The 14,355-nt window shown below is 64.6% G+C and carries 19 protein-coding genes; 15 read left to right on the top strand and 4 right to left on the bottom strand.

Features of this window, described 5'->3' with window-relative positions:
• Window positions 1-3: 3 nt before the first annotated feature.
• Window positions 4-561: a hypothetical protein gene (locus tag HJG53_RS07755; protein WP_171129186.1), complete on the top strand. Its 558-nt coding sequence runs from the start codon at window positions 4-6 to the stop codon at window positions 559-561.
• Between the two features lie 3 nt (window positions 562-564).
• Here HJG53_RS07755 and HJG53_RS07750 read toward each other — a convergent pair whose 3' ends face one another.
• Entirely contained in the window at window positions 565-1,047 is a 483-nt protein-coding gene (locus tag HJG53_RS07750; RefSeq protein WP_171129184.1) for an SspB family protein, read from the bottom strand.
• 77 nt (window positions 1,048-1,124) lie between these two features.
• Between HJG53_RS07750 and hisB the strand changes: the two genes are divergently transcribed.
• The 13 genes from hisB to HJG53_RS07685 all read left to right on the top strand — a co-directional run bounded on the left by hisB (window position 1,125) and on the right by HJG53_RS07685 (window position 10,239).
• Window positions 1,125-1,718, top strand: coding sequence for an imidazoleglycerol-phosphate dehydratase HisB (gene hisB, locus HJG53_RS07745; protein WP_171129182.1), 594 nt, complete (start codon window positions 1,125-1,127; stop codon window positions 1,716-1,718).
• Window positions 1,711-2,319 (top strand): imidazole glycerol phosphate synthase subunit HisH, encoded by a 609-nt coding sequence (hisH, locus tag HJG53_RS07740; protein WP_368039534.1) that lies wholly within the window; start codon window positions 1,711-1,713, stop codon window positions 2,317-2,319. Before hisB ends, hisH begins: the two co-directional genes overlap by 8 nt.
• On the top strand, window positions 2,316-3,035 hold the full coding sequence (hisA, locus tag HJG53_RS07735) for a 1-(5-phosphoribosyl)-5-[(5-phosphoribosylamino)methylideneamino]imidazole-4-carboxamide isomerase (protein ID WP_171129178.1): 720 nt from the start codon (window positions 2,316-2,318) through the stop codon (window positions 3,033-3,035). Before hisH ends, hisA begins: the two co-directional genes overlap by 4 nt.
• Window positions 3,032-3,799, top strand: a complete 768-nt coding sequence (hisF, locus tag HJG53_RS07730; RefSeq protein ID WP_171129176.1) for an imidazole glycerol phosphate synthase subunit HisF — start codon at window positions 3,032-3,034, stop codon at window positions 3,797-3,799. The genes hisA and hisF overlap by 4 nt, the downstream gene beginning before the upstream one ends.
• Window positions 3,792-4,130, top strand: a complete 339-nt coding sequence (locus tag HJG53_RS07725) for a phosphoribosyl-ATP diphosphatase (protein WP_171129174.1) — start codon at window positions 3,792-3,794, stop codon at window positions 4,128-4,130. Before hisF ends, HJG53_RS07725 begins: the two co-directional genes overlap by 8 nt.
• Window position 4,131: 1 nt before the next feature.
• Window positions 4,132-4,320, top strand: a complete 189-nt coding sequence (locus tag HJG53_RS07720; protein ID WP_171129172.1) for a hypothetical protein — start codon at window positions 4,132-4,134, stop codon at window positions 4,318-4,320.
• A gap of 38 nt (window positions 4,321-4,358) precedes the next feature.
• Window positions 4,359-5,042, top strand: coding sequence for a guanylate kinase (gene gmk, locus HJG53_RS07715; RefSeq protein WP_368039533.1), 684 nt, complete (start codon window positions 4,359-4,361; stop codon window positions 5,040-5,042).
• Between the two features lie 61 nt (window positions 5,043-5,103).
• Window positions 5,104-5,934: a DUF3800 domain-containing protein gene (locus HJG53_RS07710; protein ID WP_171129170.1), complete on the top strand. Its 831-nt coding sequence runs from the start codon at window positions 5,104-5,106 to the stop codon at window positions 5,932-5,934.
• Between the two features lie 231 nt (window positions 5,935-6,165).
• On the top strand, window positions 6,166-7,404 hold the full coding sequence (locus HJG53_RS07705) for a putative DNA modification/repair radical SAM protein (RefSeq protein WP_171129168.1): 1,239 nt from the start codon (window positions 6,166-6,168) through the stop codon (window positions 7,402-7,404).
• 44 nt (window positions 7,405-7,448) lie between these two features.
• A complete protein-coding gene (locus tag HJG53_RS07700) occupies window positions 7,449-7,922 on the top strand; it encodes a hemerythrin domain-containing protein (RefSeq protein WP_171129166.1) in 474 nt (157 codons plus the stop codon).
• Window positions 7,919-9,310 (top strand): UdgX family uracil-DNA binding protein, encoded by a 1,392-nt coding sequence (locus HJG53_RS07695; protein ID WP_171129165.1) that lies wholly within the window; start codon window positions 7,919-7,921, stop codon window positions 9,308-9,310. The genes HJG53_RS07700 and HJG53_RS07695 overlap by 4 nt, the downstream gene beginning before the upstream one ends.
• Before the next feature lie 15 nt (window positions 9,311-9,325).
• On the top strand, window positions 9,326-9,595 hold the full coding sequence (locus HJG53_RS07690; protein WP_171129163.1) for a DUF3297 family protein: 270 nt from the start codon (window positions 9,326-9,328) through the stop codon (window positions 9,593-9,595).
• 32 nt (window positions 9,596-9,627) lie between these two features.
• Window positions 9,628-10,239, top strand: coding sequence for a flavodoxin family protein (locus HJG53_RS07685; protein WP_171129161.1), 612 nt, complete (start codon window positions 9,628-9,630; stop codon window positions 10,237-10,239).
• On the opposite strand, the gene HJG53_RS07680 is transcribed toward HJG53_RS07685, so the two are convergent.
• From HJG53_RS07680 to HJG53_RS07675, 3 genes are read right to left on the bottom strand one after another with little or no spacing between them, the layout of a single operon-like run.
• Entirely contained in the window at window positions 10,202-11,377 is a 1,176-nt protein-coding gene (locus HJG53_RS07680) for an alpha-amylase family glycosyl hydrolase (RefSeq protein ID WP_254447596.1), read from the bottom strand. The two genes, HJG53_RS07685 and HJG53_RS07680, sit on opposite strands and share 38 nt — an antisense overlap.
• On the bottom strand, window positions 11,302-11,814 hold the full coding sequence (locus tag HJG53_RS18675; RefSeq protein WP_254447595.1) for an alpha-amylase family glycosyl hydrolase: 513 nt from the start codon (window positions 11,812-11,814) through the stop codon (window positions 11,302-11,304). Before HJG53_RS18675 ends, HJG53_RS07680 begins: the two co-directional genes overlap by 76 nt.
• Window positions 11,815-11,859: 45 nt before the next feature.
• Window positions 11,860-13,977 carry an AsmA family protein gene (locus HJG53_RS07675; RefSeq protein WP_254447594.1) on the bottom strand — a complete coding sequence of 706 codons (2,118 nt, stop codon included), beginning with the start codon at window positions 13,975-13,977 and terminating at the stop codon, window positions 11,860-11,862.
• 160 nt (window positions 13,978-14,137) lie between these two features.
• On the opposite strand from HJG53_RS07675, the gene rpmI reads away from it, so the two are divergent.
• Window positions 14,138-14,341 (top strand): 50S ribosomal protein L35, encoded by a 204-nt coding sequence (rpmI, locus tag HJG53_RS07670; protein WP_171129157.1) that lies wholly within the window; start codon window positions 14,138-14,140, stop codon window positions 14,339-14,341.
• Window positions 14,342-14,355 lie beyond the last annotated feature (14 nt).

Genomic DNA, 14,355 nt, shown 5'->3' with positions numbered 1-14,355 from the left:
GAGATGAAACGCCTGACATTTGCCACCCTCGGCCTGGCCGCACTGCTGGCGGGCTGCGCCACACCCACCCCCTACCAGCCGCTCGGAGCCCCGACGGGCGTTCGCGGCGGCTTTTCCGAGCAACGGATCGAAGCCAATCGCTTCCGCGTCACCTTTGCGGGCAATCAGTTTACCGCGCGCGACCGGGTCGAGAACTACCTGTTGTTCCGCGCCGCCGAACTGACGGTGCAGCAGGGCTATGACGGCTTCACTCTGGTCGATCGCGAGACGGATCGCAGGACATCGGTGCAGACCACGCCGCGGCCGTTCGGCGCCGGGCCCTGGGGCTATTGGGGGCCCAGTTGGCGCTATTATGGCCGCTTCGGTTGGCGCAGCTGGGATCCGTGGGGCTATGATCCGTTCTGGGCCGACTCGGTCGACGTTCGGACGATCGACCGTTTCGAAGCCTATGCCGAGATCGTGATGTTCAAGGGCCGTCCGCGCGACGCCCGCGACTTCGATGCGCGCGAGGTCATGCGCAACCTGGGTCCGACGATCGAGGGTCCCCCGCCGCCGCGGTGAGGCCTATTTCTTCCGGCCGAAATCCACCGTCACGACGTTCGAGCCATCCTCGGCCGGCGTGACGGTGGGGCCGTCATTCTCGGCCTCTTCATGCGGCTCGGGCCCGGTGTCGTCACCTTGCGCCTGGAACTGCAGCGCAAAGTTGACCGCCGGATCGACGAAGCCGGTCACCGCGGCGAACGGGATCGACAGCTTCGCGGGCACCTGGTTGAACGACAGCCCGACCTCGAAATGCTTGTCGGCGACCTTCAAGTCCCAGAACTTGTTCTGGAGGACGATCGTCATTTCGTCCGGGAAGCGCTCGGTCAGGTGCTTGGGCAGCTCGACGCCGGGATGCCCGGTCTTGAACGTGATGTAGAAATGATGCTCGCCCGGCAGACCGCCGGTCTGCTGAACCTCGCCCAGCACGCGGCCGACGACGGCGCGCAACGCTTCCTGCACGATCTCGTCGTATGGAATCAGGCTGTCGGGCGGAGTCTCACTCATCTCCTCGACTCGTAGCCGGGCGGGCGAACGGGTCAAGCCACGTTGCAAAGCGGGACACATGTTCGCATAGGCGCGCCATGCGCACGGCTACGGTGAACCGAAACACCAGCGAGACGAAGATCGCTGTGACCGTCAACCTCGACGGCACCGGGACTTATCGCGTCGCCACCGGCATCGGCTTTCTCGATCATATGCTGGAGCAGCTGTCGCGTCATTCGCTGATCGACCTCGACGTGGCGGTCGATGGCGACCTGCACATCGACCAGCATCACACGACCGAGGACTCGGCACTGGCGATCGGCGAGGCGATCTCGCAGGCACTGGCCGATCGGCGGGGGATCACGCGCTATGGAACTGCCTATGCGCCGATGGATGAGGCGCTGACCCGTTGCGCCCTCGACATTTCCGGGCGGCCATTCCTCGTCTGGAAGATCGCCTTCACGCAGGAGAAGCTCGGCGAGTGGGACACGGAGCTGGTGGAACATTGGTTCCACAGCTTCGCCCAGACCGCCGGACTGACGCTGCACGTCGAGAATCTCTACGGCCGCAACAATCACCACCTCGTCGAAAGCGCGTTCAAGGCGCTCGCCCGGGCGCTCCGCCAGGCGGTCGAGATCGATCCGCGCAAGGCCGATGCCGTGCCGTCCACCAAGGGCACGCTGGGTGGCTGAAACGGTCACGCTCGTCGATTACGGCGCCGGCAATCTGTTCTCGGTGCACAACGCTCTACGAGCGGCGGGAGCCGGACAAATCACGGTGACCGCCGAGCCGAGCGGCATCACCACGGCCGATCGCATCGTGCTGCCAGGGGTCGGCGCATTCGGCGCGGCAATGCGCGCACTCTCGTCCGTGCCCGGCATGATCGAGGCGCTGAACGAAGCTGTGATTGCAAAGGGACGCCCGTTCCTCGGCGTGTGTGTCGGCATGCAGCTGATGGCCGAGGCCGGAGAAGAACATGGCGTCACAGCGGGGCTCGGATGGCTGAACGGCCGCGTGCGGCAGCTGCCCGTTTCGCCCGAACTGAAAGTGCCGCACATGGGGTGGAACGATGTGCGTCCCCGCGCGGATCATCCGCTAATCGCCGAAGGCGAGGCCTATTTCCTGCACAGCTTCGCTTATGAAGGCGAGGGCGTGCTCGCCGACACCGATCATGGTGGTGCGGTGACCGCGGCGATCGGCCGCGACAACATGGCCGGCGTGCAGTTTCATCCTGAAAAGAGCCAGCGCTACGGGCTGGAGCTTCTGTCGCGATTTCTGGAGTGGCGGCCGTGATCGTCTTCCCCGCCATCGACCTGAAGAACGGGCAGGTCGTTCGCCTGGCCGAAGGCGATATGGACCGCGCGACGGTCTATGCCGATGATCCGGCGGCGCAGGCGGAGCGGTTCGCGGCAGCGGGCGCCGAATGGCTGCACGTGGTCGATCTCGACGGGGCCTTCGCCGGAGAAAGCGTCAACGGCATCGCGGTGCGGCGGATCGTCCACGCGTTTCGCGGCAACGTCCAGCTGGGCGGCGGCATCCGGACTCGGGAAAGCATCGAGCGCTGGTTCGATTACGGCGTGGTGCGGGCGGTGATCGGCACTGCGGCGTTGACCGATCCCGCGCTGGTCACCGACGCCGCGCGCGACTTTCCGGGCCGGATCGTCGTTGCGGTCGATGCGAGGGACGGGATGGTCGCGACCCAGGGCTGGGCGGATGTGTCGGACGTTCCCGTGATCGATCTCGCCCGCCGCTTCGAGGATGCAGGTGTGGCGGCGCTGCTGTTCACCGATGTTGGCCGCGACGGCATGTTGCGCGGCGTGAATGTCGACGCGACGGTCGCGCTTGCCGAAGCGCAATCGCTGCCGGTGATCGCCAGCGGCGGTGTGGCCGGGATCGGTGATATCGCGGCGTTGAAGGGCCGGCACGGCATTGAAGGGGTCATCACCGGCCGCGCCATTTATGACGGGCGGCTCGACCTTGCAGAGGCCTTGCAAGAGGCGGCGAAATGACCGTCCGGATCCGGGTCATCCCATGCCTCGATGTTGCGAACGGGCGAGTGGTGAAGGGCGTGAACTTCGTCGACCTCGCCGATGCAGGCGACCCCGTCGAGCAGGCACAGGCCTATGACGCGGCGGGGGCGGACGAACTCTGCTTCCTCGATATCACCGCCAGCCATGAGGCGCGGGGCACGATGGTCGATGTCGTGCGGCGCACGGCGGAGGTCTGCTTCATGCCATTAACGGTGGGTGGCGGCGTGCGTTCGGTCGAGGATGCGCGCGCGCTGCTGCTGGCGGGCGCCGACAAGGTGGCGGTCAACTCGGCCGCCGTCGCCCGGCCGGAGCTGGTCGGCGAAATGGCGGATCGCTTCGGCAGCCAGTGCGTGGTGGCCTCGATCGACGCGCGCGCGGTCGACCGGAATCGCTGGGAGATCTTCACCCATGGCGGACGCCGGGAAACGGGCATCGACGCGGTCGAGCATGCACTGCGCCTGGCCGAGCTGGGCGCTGGCGAACTGCTCGTGACCTCGATGGACCGGGACGGTACGCAGGGCGGCTATGACCTCGCGCTGACCCGCACCATCGCGGACGCCGTCCAGATTCCGGTCGTGGCGAGCGGCGGCGTCGGCGAGCTGGAGCATCTTGTCGCGGGCGTCCGGGATGGCCATGCCTCGGCCGTGCTCGCCGCTTCGATCTTCCATTTCGGCCATCATACGGTCGCCGAGGCGCATGCCGCGCTGGGTGCGGCCGGCTTTCCGGTGCGGCGTCATGACTGAGGACCGGCTGCTGCGCCTGTCGGAGACGATCCGTGCGCGCCGCGGCGGCGATCCCGACAGCTCCTACGTCGCGCGCCTGCTTGCTCGCGGACCGGAACGGATCGCGCAAAAGGTCGGCGAGGAAGCGGTTGAGACGGTCATCGCCGCCATGAAGGGAGAGGGCTTGGCCGGGGAAGCTGCCGACCTGATCTTCCACCTCGCCGTGCTGCTCGAAAGCGCAGGCCTCGGCTTCGAGGAGGTGCTGAGCGAACTCGAGCGCCGAGAAGGCGTCTCTGGCCTGACGGAGAAAGCCTCGCGCTCTGGCGTTATGCCTCCGCAACGAGGAGATTGAGATGATCGGCAAGGTGATCGGCGCCCTGGTGGGGCGCGAAATCGGCAAGCGAAACAACCAGGGCGGCGCGGGCGCGCTGACCGGTGTGCTCGCGGCGGGCGCGTTGCGGCGCATGGGGCCGCTCGGCCTGGTGCTCGGCGGCGCCTATGTCGCCAAGAAGGCGCTGGATCGCCGCCGCGATCGCGCCTGAATTTGACGTGAGGGCGGGCAGCGGTCAGTAGCGCAACCGTGCTCCGCCCCACTACGCTGACCGCCTCGCGCACCGACGACCCGCACAAATTCCGCCGTCGCGGCGTCTTGTTCGTGCTGTCCTCACCTTCGGGCGCGGGCAAATCCACCATTTCCCGCATGCTGCTCGAGGCGGACCGCACGCTGCGTATGTCCGTCTCGGTCACGACGCGACCCATCCGTCCCGGTGAGCGCGACGGCGTGGATTACCATTTCGTCGATCTGCCGCGCTTCAAGGAAATGGTGGCGGCCGGCGAGTTTCTCGAATGGGCGCACGTCTTCGGCCATCGCTACGGCACGCCGGCCCAGCCAGTCGACGACATCTTGGCGTCGGGCAACGATGTGCTGTTCGATATCGACTGGCAGGGCGCGCAGCAGCTGCACCAGCTCGCCGGCGGGGACGTGGTGCGCGTGTTCATCCTGCCACCCTCGATGGAAGAACTGGAGCGCCGCCTGCGCGCACGCGCCACGGACAGCGACGAGGTCATCACCGCGCGCATGGCCCGCGCCGCGAGCGAAATCGGACACTGGGACGGCTATGACTATGTGCTCGTCAACGACGACGCCCATGCCTGTTTCCGGCGGGTGCAGACCATCCTGGAAGCGGAACGGCTGAAGCGCAGCCGCCAGACCGGGCTGATCGGCTTCGTCCGCAAGCTGATGACGCCGGAGAGTTCGGCGTAAACGCTACGGCATTATCGTTGGCCATGCCTTACGTAGGTTGAGTTTCGCGGTATGGTGCGGCATGGCCGAACTAACCTTCTACATGGATGAGACCGGCAACCGTCATCCTGACAAGAAATCAGACCAGAGCCGCGCCGGTCGGGATTGGTTCGGCTTCGGTGGTTATTTGATAAAACGCGAAGACGAGGGCCACGCTAAACAGCTGCGTCAAGATATCGCGGACCAGTGGGCAGTCCACGATCCATTCCACATTACAGATATGTTGAGTGAGACCAAGCGGTTCGCGTGGCTTGGGCGAGCGTCACAGAAGCAGCGTTCACAGTTTTGGTCTGAATATCGAGATTTCCTTTCTACCGTACCCGCCATCGGGCTGGCCTGCATCATTGATCGCCCTGGGTATATCGCTCGCGGCTATCTCGAGAAGCATGGGAATGATCGTTGGCTTCTCTGCCGCAGCGCGTTCGACATCGCTGTGGAACGCGCAGTTAAGTTTGCGCGGACGCAAGATCGAAAATTAAGGATTATCTTCGAAAGCGATCCGTCGTTGAATGCTACTGTCGTTGGGTACTTCGACAATTTGAAGGCGAATGGCTTGGCGTTCAACAAGGAGAACTCGGGGAAGTACGAGCCTCTATCGCAAGAAGTTTTTGCCTCGGTTTTAACGACTATCGAATATAAGCCGAAGGCCAATCCCTTGCTGCAGATTGCCGATAGCTACATCTACGCCCTCGCTCGCGGAAAGTACGACAAGAAGTTCGACATCTGGCGCGAGATCAGGGACGGGCAGCGTGTTATGGATTTCGCGCTTGGTGGCGACGCCGCCCTCATCAAGGCTATGGGAGTAAAGTACTATTGCTTCGACCCCGTACAAACCAAAAAAGCCGAGGCTTAGACCCCGGCTTTTAAGTCGGCCCCCATACGGTGAACCTAACAGGCAGTGCCTGCGGCGCGATATATGATCGGTTTTTGCGTACGTCAACCTGCATGGGACAAACCGCGTACGGTTTGCCGCGAACTGTTGCGTACTTGCATCAGTGGCGTCAGAGCCTAGCCAAATCCACTAGATTCTTTCCCGGCGAAACATCCATTTGAAAATGTGAGTTTTGGAACATATATCGAACGGATGGCGCAGCTCGACGTTCGGCAGAAGCTCGAGATCCTCGCGGACGCGGCGAAGTACGATGCTTCCTGTGCATCCTCGGGGACGGTCAAGCGCGATAGCCGCGGCGGCAAGGGCATCGGCTCGACGGAAGGCATGGGCATATGTCACGCCTATGCGCCGGACGGGCGCTGTATATCGCTGCTCAAGATTCTGCTGACCAACAGCTGCATCTTCGACTGCCATTATTGCATCAATCGCAAGAGCTCGAACGTGCGCCGGGCGCGGTTCACGGCGAAGGAAGTGGTCGACCTCACCCTGGCCTTCTACAAGCGCAACTATATCGAGGGCCTGTTCCTGTCCTCCGGTATCATTCGCAGCTCCAATTACACGATGGAGCAGATTGTCGAAGTCGCGCGCAGCCTGCGCGAGGATCATGACTTTCGCGGTTACATCCACCTGAAGACCATTCCGGACGCCGATCCCGAGCTGATGCGGCTCGCCGGCGTTTATGCCGACCGCGTGTCGATCAACATCGAGCTGCCGACCGAACGCGGGTTGAAGCGCCTGGCGCCCGAAAAGGATGGAGCGCGCATCGAAGGCGCGATGGCGGATGTGAAGCGCGCGATCGATGACGCGACCGAAGCCAAGAAATACAAGCATGCGCCCAAGGTCGCGCCGGCCGGCCAGTCGACCCAGATGATCGTGGGTGCTGACAGCGCGACTGATGGCGACATCGTGCTCCGCGCCTCGTCGCTGTACGGCAGATACAAGCTGCGACGCGTCTATTATTCGGCGTTCAGCCCCATTCCCGACGCCAGTACCGTGCTGCCGCTGCAGCGGCCGCCGCTGATGCGCGAACATCGCCTCTACCAATCGGACTGGCTGATGCGCTTTTACGGCTTCCAGCCGCAGGAGGTGGTGGCCGCTGCGAACCAGACGGGCATGCTGCCGCTCGACATCGATCCGAAGCTCGCCTGGGCACTCAAGCACCGCGACAGTTTTCCAGTCGATGTGAACCGGGCGACCAAGGAGCTGCTGCTGCGTGTGCCCGGTCTGGGCCTGAAGGCTGTGAACGCCATCCTGACCAGCCGCCGTTGGCGTCGGCTGCGGCTCGACGATGTGGCGCGGCTGACGGTTTCAGTGGCGAAACTACGCCCGTTTATCGTGGCCGAAGATTGGCGACCGGTAGTGCTGGCGGATCGCGCCGAGCTGAAGCCGCTGGTCGCGCCCAAGCGGGAACAGCTGGAGCTGTTCGCCTGAACGTTACGCCTGCTCATCCGTTCGGCACGCACAAGGAGGACTGCATGGCCGGCGAGGACATCTACGCGAAACTGAAGCAGGATCACGACAAGCAGCGGGACATGATGAAGCGCCTGGCCGCGGGCGAGAACCGCGCGAAGCTGTTCGAGGCCCTCAGGTTAGAGCTGCAATCCCACGCCGCCGCTGAGGAGGAATCGCTCTACGCGACCATGCTCGCCAAGCCCGAGCTGCGCGACGATGCACGCCATTCGGTGTCGGAGCATAAGGAAGTCGACGATCTGCTCGGTGAAATGATGGGCGTCGATCCCGCGTCGGCTGAATGGGAGGAGAAGTTCGCCAAATTGCGCCACCGCTACGAGCATCACATCGACGAGGAGGAGGAAGAGATGTTCCCTGCCGCCGACGAGGTGCTTTCGGACGCCAAGGAGCGGGAGCTGGCTAAGGTTTACGAAAATCGGAAGCCGGCCGAGCTGGAAAACGCCAAGGCCAGTCCCCCCGGGAGCGACGAGCGCGAGTGAGGGTCGCGCAGCTCGCTTCCGAGGACGATTTCGACGGCTGGCGCACCGCGGCACGGGCATTGGCCGGCGCGCGCGTGCCCGCCGACCAGGTCGTGTGGCAGGTCGGTGAGCGCGCAGGCGATTTGTTCGGAGATGAGGCTGTTCCCGATGCCGCGGCGGGCGCGTTCAGCGTGCCGCGGCCGTTCGTCGAACTGGCGCAAAGCGTCGTCGCGCATTCTGATCCGGAGCGCTTCGCTTTGCTCTACCGTATGCTGTTACGGCTGCGCGAGCAGCCCGGTGCGATGGCGGACCGTGCCGACCCGCTGCTCCGGCGCCTCGAGGAAATGGCGAAGGACGTGCGGCGCGACATGCACAAGATGCGTGCCTTCGTCCGCTTTCGGGAGGTGGAGACGGAGGACGGGCCGCGCTTTATCGCCTGGTTCGAGCCCGAGCATCATATCGTGCGCCTAAACGCTGGCTTTTTCGTCCGACGCTTCGCGTCGATGCACTGGTCGATCCTGACGCCCGAGCTGTCGATCCATTGGGACGGCGCGACGCTGACCGAAAGTCCGGGTGCGACCAAGGCCGATGCGCCGGCCGGCGATCCGATCGAGGAGGTGTGGCGCACCTATTACGGCTCGATCTTCAACCCGGCGCGCCTGAAAATCGGCGCGATGCTGAAGGAGATGCCGCGCAAATATTGGAAAAACATGCCCGAGACGGCGTTGGTCCCGCAGTTGATCGCAGGCGCGCAGGCACGGGAGGCGAAGATGATCGAGACGGCGCGGGCGGATGTCGGCGGCAACAGCCGCGTCGCCTGGAAGGCGCTGCGTGACGAAGCGGCCGCCTGCACCCGCTGCCATCTCTACAAATGCGCGACCCAGACCGTGTTCGGCGAAGGCGATGTGACGGCGCGGCTGATGCTGGTCGGCGAGCAGCCTGGCGACCAGGAAGATCTGGCCGGCAAGCCCTTTGTCGGTCCGGCCGGCCAGGTGCTGGACAAGGCGCTGGCGCAGGCGGGCGTCGACCGCGCGACCACTTACGTCACCAATGCCGTCAAGCATTTCAAGTTCGAGCAGCGGGGGAAGCGCCGCATCCATTCAAAACCCCAGGGACCCGAGATCGATGCCTGCCGCTGGTGGATCGATCAGGAGCGGGTGCTGATCCGTCCGCCGGTGACGGTTGCGCTCGGCGCCACTGCAGCGCGATCGCTGCTCGGCAAGGTGGTGACCATATCGGGCACGCGCGGCCGGCCGCTGAAGCTCGCGGACGGGGGCGAGTGCTGGGTGACGATCCACCCAAGCTATTTGTTGCGCCTGCAGGACAAGGCGCAGGCGGAAGATGAGTTCGGCCGCTTCGTCGAGGATTTGCAGACCGCCAATGCTCGCGTTGCGGCGCTGGCGGCCTGACGCTAAGGGGCCGCCATGACCGACACACCTCCCGATCGCCTTTCGAACGACCCGCGCAGCCCGCACTTCAGCCAGGACGTGCTCAGTCGCGGCATCGGCATCCGCTTCAAGGGCAGCGAGCGGAGCGATGTCGAGGAATATTCCGTGTCCGAGGGCTGGGTGCGGGTGGCGCTGGGCAAGAAGGTTGATCGCCGCGGCCGTCCCCTCACGATCAAGCTGACCGGCGAGGTGGAGCCCTATTATCTCACTGCCGCCGAAGAGAATGAGGAATCTGATCAGGGTTAGGAACTCCCGGGGGGCGTGCGCGTCTGCAGGCCATGCCAAGGGCTCTCGCGCTTAACTGCTCCCTTAAGGCCGAGGGTGACTCGTCTACCGACAAGATGATCGCGCTGATTGCCGGCGAATTGGAGAGCCATGACGTGCAGCTCTCCGAGACCATTCGCGTCGCTGGGCATGACGTGAAGCCGGGCGTCAGCTCGGATGAAGGCGCCGGCGACGCCTGGCCGGCCATTCGCGCCAAGATCATTGCCGCCGACATCCTGATCTTTGGCACGCCCATTTGGCTCGGCCAGATGTCCAGCGTCGCGAAGCGGGTGTTGGAGCGGATGGATGCGTTTCTGAGGGAAACGGACGACCAGGGACGGACTCCGGCTTACGGCAAGGTCGCGCTGGTCGGCGTCGTCGGCAATGAAGATGGCGCGCATCATGTCACCGCCACGGTGATCCAAGCGCTGAATGACGTCGGCTTCACCGTTCCTGCCGCTGCCGCGACCTATTGGGTGGGCGAAGCCATGGGCAAGATCGACTTCAAGGACCTGCCGACTGTTCCGGACAAGATTCGGAAGACCGCCGCTATTGCGGCATCTAGTGCCGCGCATCTCGCCAGGCTCCTCAAGAGCGAGGCGTATCCGGGAGCGGGTGCAAGCTGACGATCGCCGCGCCACAGGCTGGCAAGCGGATGGCGGTGCCGTCGACCGTCCCCGAACAAGCGCAGTCCAGCAGGGTGCTCGGCTCTGCCAAAGGGAAAAGCGTTTCGCTTCCGCCCAGTTCGAAGAGGCAGAGCAGCCGTTCCCCATCGGTCCTACGCTCGAACGCCAGAATATTGGGGGGTGCTTCGATCATGACAGCCTGTCCGACCTGAAGGGCTGGGTGATTGCGACGCAGGGCAAGCGCCCGGCGCGTGAAGTTCAGCATGGACGCTGCATCCTGCTCTTGCCGCGATACGCTGAGAGCCAGGTGCCGCCGGTCCATCGGCAGCCATCCGTTGTCAATTTGCGTATCGGTCCACGGCATCGGCGTGCGCGCTCCGTCACGCCCGGCATCCTGCGCTGCGTCGGTCCAGCTGGCGATGGCGAACGGATCGCGCAGCCGCTCGAGCGGAATGCATGCCTGCGGCAGGCCCAGTTCTTCGCCTTGATAGAGGAATGGTGTGCCCCGCAGACACAGCAACAAGAGCAGAAGCGTGCGGGTCAGCCCCGGATCGTCCGCGGCCAATCGGCTGGGAAAGCGCGGTACGTCATGGTTGCCGAGCGACCATGACGGCCAGCCGAACGCCTTCGCCCAGGCGGTGAGCGCTTCCGAGAACAGGCGGGGCGTGGCCGCGCGCGCGTTCAGCAGATGGAAGCTGTAGGCGGTGTGGAGCCGATCCGGGCCATCCGTATATTCGAGCTGTCGCGCCAGCATGTCATCGTCGAAGATCTCCCCCACGGCCATTCGATCGCCATAAATGTCGAGCAGGGCGCGGAGCCGGCGCACAAAGCCAAGCGCTTCCGGCTGGGACTTGTTGTGGCGTTGGCGCTGAAAGCGGATCGTGGCGACCGGTGTGGCCGCATAGGGTGCGACCGGATTGTCGGTGAGCGCGCGATCGTGCGCGAGATAGTTGATGACGTCCAGGCGAAAGCCGTCGACGCCCCGATCCAGCCAGAACCGCGCCACGTCCAGGATCGCGTCCTGTACCGCTGGATTGTGGAAGTTCAGATCGGGCTGGGAACTCAGGAAGTTGTGCAGATAATATTGGCGTCGGCTGGGTGCCAGGTCCAGGCCGGTCCGCCAAAGCTCGCCTGCCAATTGTTCGGCGGCGTGCCGTCCGGCTTGGCGTCGGCCCAGACATACCAGTCGTCATAACCGTTGCAGCGAGCCGAACTGTCCCGGAGCCAGGGATGCTGGTCCGACGTGTGGGACCAGACCTGGTCGATGATCAGCTTGAGGCCCAGCGCATGCGTGCGCTCCACAAGCCGGTCGAAATCTTGAAGGCTGCCGAACAGCGGGTCGACATCGCGATAATCGGAGACGTCATAGCCGAAGTCCTTCATTGGCGAGCGGAAGAAGGGGGATAGCCAGATCGCATCCACGCCCAAGCTGGCGACATAGGGCAGGCGCTCGATCATGCCCGGCAGGTCGCCGATTCCGTCCCCATCGCCGTCGGCGAAGCTGCGCGGATAAATCTGATAGAAGACCGCCCGCTGCCACCACGGCGCCGTCTCAGGTTGCTCGTCCGCGCTCATCCACGCAGCTTATCGTCAGTCGGCCTCCTGACGCGCAAGCTGCGATCAGAAGATGCCGAGAAACTTCTTGCGCTGCTTCTGCCGCGCTTCGGGCGAGCGCCGCCCATCCTCCGACTTGGCGGTGGTGCCGCGGCCGACATCGTCGCGCGGATCGCCGTCCCTTTCGCGCTGCGCCGAGGCCCGTGCACCGGCGAGGACGGGACCGCAGGCTGCACCTTCCGCATCGCCGATGTCGACAAAGGCGAGGATGCCGGCCAGCGGCGAGGCCGCGGCCGCGAGCCCCACGCCGGCAGCACCGCGGCCGATCAGCTGCGGGCTGATCACGTCCAGCTTGGGTGCAGCGAAATAGCCGCCTATCCCGACCGGGCTTTGCGCGGAGAAGAGGCTGAACTTCTTGCCGTCGGCACGGACCCGCAGGTCCATCGCCTCGTTCCGGAAGCTGAAGCCGCCGCGGCCGAGAATGACGTTCTTCTTGGTGTCGATCAAAATCGGGTCGGCCGCCGCGATGCCGTTGCGCACCGTGAACGCGATCAGACCGCAGTTGATCTCGACCGGATCCTTCAGCTTCTTCTGCCACATCTTCCAGACGAAAGTGCCGAGATCGAGTTCGGACAGCTGGACGTTCCGCGCCCAGAGCGAGCCCTGCGGCAGGATGATAGCGATCCGGCCGTTCGAGGAGGCGAGCGACTTGTGCACGCTGTCACCCGCTCCGGCGAGTTGAATGCGTGCCTTCACCGTCCCGCTGGTGCCCGACTCCTCGACCCCGAACCCTTTCAGCAGCCGACCCATCGGCGTCGGCGAGAGGCGGATGTCATAGGTGGTGAAGACCGGCTGCCGGCGCGCGTTGATCGTGATGTCGGAGGCGACATGCCCGCGTTCCAAATCAAAGCTCAGCGGCGACAGCTTCAGCAGGCTGCGGTCCAGATCGAGCGTCAGGTCGATGTTCGAGATAGCGGGCAGGGCATCGGCGCGGACACGGCGCACCGTCCATTTCACATCGGCATCGAAGCGGCTAATCGCCTCGGAGCGGAGCGGCGCATCCGGCAGGACGCGCGGTGCGCCGCCCGCGCTCTGCACCACCCGGCCACCGGTCGCGTCGAGCCGCTCGGGATCATAGCCGATGAACGGCCCGGCATCGATGATGTCGAGGCTGTTGGTCACAAGTTCGGCGTCGAGCTTCAGGCGGTTGTCCGGGCGTGTGACGGTGAGCCGCCCGGCAAGGTCGCTGTTGCCGAACCGCCCGCGCATGCGCGTGAAGCGCCACACATCGCCATCCTTGGTCAGCACCGATTGCAGCCGATAGGCGCGCGTGTCCGGCACGGCGACGCCCAGGAAATCGAAGGCGCGCGCGAGATTGTAGCCGCGCAGGCGGAAGTCGAGCGGCACGCCCTCGAACCGTGTCGCGCCGGGCAACGTCCCGCCCACGTCCAGCACGGTCCGATAGCCTTCGGCATGCATGCGGAAGCGGTTGCGGCCACCGTTCACCGTCTGATTGGGTGACATCAGGCTGCCGGACAATGAGAAGGGCCTCTCGCGCAACGTGCCACCACCACGGAAGCGGATGTCGTCGGCAAAGCGCGTGTCGCGGGCCCGAACCGTGTCGATGCCGACATCAGCGGTCAGCTGCAGCCGCGGATCGCTATAGCGGACGCGCGCGCCCTGGATCAGCGCGCGCCTGATGTCCGGCAGCTCGAACGGCTCCCCCGTCGGTTTGCCGAGCGTCCAGGTGTTGCGCTTGCCGTCAGGACTCCAGGCAAGGTCGACCTCGCCATTTAGGAACATCAGCCAGTCCGCCCGGCGCTTGCCGAAGATCAGCGGAATGGTTTCGATCTCGCTGTCGATCAGCTTCGACTTGAGGAAATAACGCTGCTTCGCCCAGCCAGGGTTGGTAATCGTCAGCCCTTCGGCAAGGAACTTGATGTCGAGGGGGTTGAGGTAGAGCTGGAAGTCGCCGGCAACGCGCACCTCGCGCTCTGCAGCACGGCTGGCATAGCGCTCGAACGTGTGTTTCAGGAACCTGCCCTTGGTCACGAACAGGATCGTCCAGGCGAGCAGGACCAGACCGATCAAGGTGGCGAGCACCGCGACCAGACTCGCGAGAACAGAGCCCGCGCGCTCGCGTTGCGGCGCGGGTGGCTTTTCGAACGTATCCGATCGGGCCATCTCGTTCATCCCGCGAAACAACCGCCGATGCGCCGATCCGGTTGCAATTCCCGGCTTTGCCCGTTAGGAGCGCGCGCTTCGCGACATCCGGAAGGACTGCCCGGCCAGTGTGGGCTGCCGAGGCCGTCCGTTGATCGTCGATAAAAACGAAAGGACGAAAATGCCCAAGCTCAAGACCAAGAGCGGTGTGAAGAAGCGCTTCAAATTCACCGCGACCGGAAAGCTGAAGCACGGCGTGGCCGGCAAGCGCCACCGCCTGATCAGCCATAACGGCAAGTATATCCGCCAGAACCGCGGCACCTCCGTCCTCTCCGACGCCGATACGGCGACGGTGAAGGCCTGGGCCCCCTACGGTCTCAAGTAAGGGAGGGCTGACAC

The organism is Sphingomonas sp. ID1715 (assembly GCF_013044515.1).
GTDB lineage: Bacteria > Pseudomonadota > Alphaproteobacteria > Sphingomonadales > Sphingomonadaceae > Sphingomonas_B.
The sequence above is the reverse complement of the archived record's forward strand: the minus strand, read 5'-3'. Positions and strand labels throughout refer to the sequence as shown.